The organism is Mesorhizobium sp. M7A.F.Ca.AU.002.02.1.1 (genome assembly GCF_003998535.1).
In the GTDB taxonomy this organism is placed as follows: Bacteria; Pseudomonadota; Alphaproteobacteria; order Rhizobiales; family Rhizobiaceae; genus Mesorhizobium; species Mesorhizobium ciceri.
In genome coordinates, this window is record NZ_RZPB01000220.1 from 4,395 (window position 1) to 8,187 (window position 3,793).

Sequence of the window (3,793 nt, forward strand, 5' to 3'; positions counted from 1 at the left end):
ACCCCGCACCACAAAAGGAGATGAATTGGCATAAAATTTTTTAAATTCCCCAAATCGGCCCCGCCGATACGTTGCGCGCCTATTCTCTCCCACCAGTGGATCCAGACAATGGCAAGATATGAGGGCGGATGCCTGTGCAAGGCGGTGCGCTACCGCGCGGACGCGGCTCCCATCAACGAACGCGTCTGCCACTGCCGGCTTTGCCAGAAGGCGATCGGCGCCGCCTTCAACGCACGCGTGCTGTTTCGCATCGAGGACGTGACGATCGATGGGCCGCTGGCGACTATAGGCTCTTCACCGGATCTCAAGCGCGGCTTTTGCCCGAGCTGCGGCACAACGCTGTTCTCCCGACGTGATTCCGCAGGGATTATCGGCATCACCACCGGTTCGCTCGACGATCCCACGGTTTTCAAGCCGCAAATGCATATTTTCACGGCCTCGAAGCAGCCTTGGCTGGTGCTTGATGACGGCCTGCCGAAATACGAAGGCGCCCCTCCGCCAGGCTAATTTTTCCCTTCTCCCCTTGTTGTGGAAGAAGGTGGATCGACGCGCAGCGCCAGGGGAAGGGAAGAGCGCAAGCATGGCCAAAATTTAATCCAAATCGACACGAGATAGCCGGCAAAGCGTCATTGGCGAGCCATCTTTGTCGTCCTATTTAAGGGTCGCGGGTACGGCATTCGAGGAGACGACGGATGAACGACAGCATCAGCACCCTGGACGAGCTTTTGAGAGATCCGATGGTCCTGCTTGTGATGGAGCGCGATCGTGTGCGTCCCGAACAGGTGCGCATGCTGCTCGAACGGGCTCGCCGGCCTTCGACCGATGAGCCCGAAGTGCCGCCGGCGCATGTGATCGCCAGGACATGCCAGAAACTCTGGCTCTGCCCGTAGTCGCTTTGCGATTTTCCCTGTGTGCCTCAAGCCGGCCCCAAGGTGGGCCGGTTTTCGAACGGCGTGCACCTCGGCGTGCCAGCTTACAAATCCGTAAATTGATTATCCGGCCCATGACGATAAGGCTTGCCCGGGATTGACCGATGGTCGGTCCACGCAACTCCGATCTCTCATGCACGGAATTCGATTTTGGCCGATATCTGCACCCAAGGCCTCGACACGGGCTTCGTCGGCCTGGGGTTCGCCAAGGTGGCGTTCCTCGGCGTGGTGCAAGGCATCACGGAACTGCTGCCAATTTCCTCGACTGCCCATATGCGCATCGTGCCGGCCGTGCTCGGCTGGCAGGATCCTGGCTCCGCCTTCTCCGCCGCCATGCAGCTTGCGGCCCTTGCCGCGGTGGTCAGCTATTTCTGGAGCGACGTCAGGGATATCCTGTTTGGATCGCTCGACGCTCTGGCGCGACGCGATTTCGCCGACCGGCATTTCAAGCTGGCGCTCTGGATCGTGCTGGCGACGATCCCCATCGTCATCGCCGGCGTTGCGCTGTCGGGCCTGCTCAACGCCTGCAATTCGCCGCTGCGTAGCCTGACGGTGATCGGCTGGGCCTGCATCGCCATGGCGATCCTGCTGGCGCTGGCCGAGATCTTTGCCCGTCACCGGCGCAGCATGGGCGATGCGTCGCTGACCGATGCGCTGCTCGTCGGTATCGCCCAGATCGGCGCGCTTGTCCCCGGCGTCTCGCGCTCGGGCTCGACCCTGACAGCGGCACTGGGGCTCGGCTTCAAACGGGCCGAAGCGGCGCGCTTCTCGTTCCTGCTCGGGCTGCCTGCCATCGCGCTCGCCGGCCTCAAGGAACTCTGGGAACTGCACAAGGTCCATCTCGACGCCCATGGCTGGTCGGTGCTTGCTGTCGGGCTGGTCGTCGCGTCGATCTCCGCCTTCTTCGCCATATGGGGGCTGATGCGCGTGCTGGAGCGTTTCTCGGCTTGGCCGTTCGTCATCTATCGCGGCCTGCTCGGCATCGTCTTGTTGTCGAGCGTCGCCATGGGATGGCTCGTCTAAGGCAGTTCCACAGTATCGCTTGAAACGGGCTATATCCGTACCGGACCTCGAACTTCGATTCCGGTACGCACATGGATTTTTTGACCCTCCTGCAATCGGTGCCACTGTTGCTGGCGATGGCCAAGGGGGCGCTGCCGTCGGTGGCGGCGCTTGGCGCGTCGTTCGGCCAGTGGGTTGTCTCGCTGCCACCATGCCGGGACTTCACCTTCGAGGCGACCAGCTATCTCGTTTGCGAGGTCGATCCGAAACGATATCAGCTCGAGCTGTTCTGGAAGGATGCGGCGGGCAAGCCGTTTCAGTCGCTGCACAATCTGCATGCCGCGCAACAGGCGATCGGGCGCACGATGCTGTTCGGCATCAATGCCGGCATGTATCACCCGAACCTCGCGCCGGTCGGTCTCTATGTCGAGCGCGGCCAGGAGATGGCGTCGGTGAAAACGGGTTCGGGAAGCGGCAACTTTTCCCTGCAGCCAAACGGCATTTTCTACATACGCGACGGCAGGGCCGCGGTCCGCGCCACCAGGGACTTCGTGAAGAGGCGCCCGACCGTCGACTATGCGACGCAATCGGGGCCGATGCTGGTGATCGACGGCAAGCTGCATCCGAAATTCCAGGCCGACGGCACTTCGCGGAAAACCCGCGACGGTGTCGGGGTGCGAAAGGATGGCGTCGCGGTCTTTGCGATTTCGAATGGCACGGTGACCTTCCATGCCTTCGCCCGGCTTTTCCGCGACGCGCTCGGTTGCGATAACGCGCTGTTCCTCGACGGCACGATATCCAGCCTGTTTGCGCCTGCCATCGGCCGCAAAGACGACTACTGGAATCTCGGGCCGATGATCGGCGTCTTCAGGAAATCCTGAGCCAGTTTCCACCGCGCTTACCCGCATGCGGTATGGCGAAAAAAACTTGATTCAAACTTTATTGGTAATTTCTCATTCATAACTGATCCGGTTTGTCCGTCGGCTGTCGTTTCGCCCTCGGTCTGTTGTGTTTTGAGTACAGGTCCAGATGCGGATTCCGGGCGTCGTCAGTTTTTTGATAGCATCGCTATGCCTTGCCGGCTGCTCGTCAACGGCCGGCGTCGATGCGCTGGATTTGCAGAAACCCTCCAACGAGACCACCAGTTCCGTGATCCGGCCGCCGGCACCGATCGCCGCTGCTCCGGCGGCAAGGGGCAACAGGGCGGCAAGGGCCGGATTGGCTCCCATGTCTGACAACGGTCCGGGGGAAAAAACGCGCCCGTTCGGCTTGGCGGAGGAGGAAGAGACGGGGGTGTTTGCCGCACCTGATGCGCCTGATCCCCAAGTGCCTGATATCGGCGGGCTGCCGGTCGAGCCGGCAGCCTTGGTGTCGCCGCCCAAGCTATTGACCCGCGCGGCACCGGCCATGCTTGCCGGGCCGCTCACCCGTTACGGTTTTCGCGACGCCAAGCCGATCAATTTCGGCAAGGGTTCGCCTCGCCGCCTTGCAGTGCACGGCGTCGACGTCTCGCGTTGGCAAGGCAACGTCAACTGGGACAAGCTGCGGGCGCAGGGCGCCAACTTCGCCTACATCAAGGCGACCGACGGTGGCGACCACCTCGATCCGATGTTCATGAAAAACTGGCGCAACGCCGACGCCGCCGGCTTGAAGCGCGGCGCCTACCATTTCTTCTACTGGTGCCGCACGGCGGGCGAGCAGGCGGACTGGTTCATCCGCAACGTGCCCAGGGTCGAAGGCGCGCTGCCGCCGGTGATCGACGTCGAGTGGAACGGCGAGTCCAGCTGCAAGCGGCGGCCGTCGCGCGAAAAGGTGCTGGAAAAGATGCAGGTGTTCATGGACAAGCTGGAGCGCTATTACGG

6 protein-coding genes are annotated in these 3,793 nt (G+C 62.0%); 5 read left to right on the top strand and 1 reads right to left on the bottom strand.

Annotated features, from left to right (window positions below):
- Positions 1-108: 108 nt before the first annotated feature.
- The 4 genes from EN879_RS15560 (at position 109) to EN879_RS15575 (ending at position 2,812) form a co-directional block, all read left to right on the top strand.
- Positions 109-507 (top strand): GFA family protein, encoded by a 399-nt coding sequence (locus tag EN879_RS15560; protein WP_013532088.1) that lies wholly within the window; start codon positions 109-111, stop codon positions 505-507.
- A 185-nt stretch (positions 508-692) separates the two neighbouring features.
- Complete coding sequence (locus tag EN879_RS15565; protein WP_027162632.1) at positions 693-890, top strand: hypothetical protein; 198 nt, start codon at positions 693-695, stop codon at positions 888-890.
- A 189-nt stretch (positions 891-1,079) separates the two neighbouring features.
- On the top strand, positions 1,080-1,952 hold the full coding sequence (locus tag EN879_RS15570; RefSeq protein ID WP_013532086.1) for an undecaprenyl-diphosphate phosphatase: 873 nt from the start codon (positions 1,080-1,082) through the stop codon (positions 1,950-1,952).
- Between the two features lie 71 nt (positions 1,953-2,023).
- Positions 2,024-2,812: a phosphodiester glycosidase family protein gene (locus EN879_RS15575; protein WP_013532085.1), complete on the top strand. Its 789-nt coding sequence runs from the start codon at positions 2,024-2,026 to the stop codon at positions 2,810-2,812.
- A gap of 72 nt (positions 2,813-2,884) precedes the next feature.
- Here EN879_RS15575 and EN879_RS39920 read toward each other — a convergent pair whose 3' ends face one another.
- A complete protein-coding gene (locus EN879_RS39920) occupies positions 2,885-3,160 on the bottom strand; it encodes a hypothetical protein (protein WP_164748023.1) in 276 nt (91 codons plus the stop codon).
- Between EN879_RS39920 and EN879_RS15580 the strand changes: the two genes are divergently transcribed.
- Positions 3,159-3,793 (top strand): GH25 family lysozyme (locus tag EN879_RS15580; protein WP_281034592.1); only part of this gene is annotated, 635 nt, incomplete at its 3' end. The genes EN879_RS39920 and EN879_RS15580 overlap by 2 nt on opposite strands.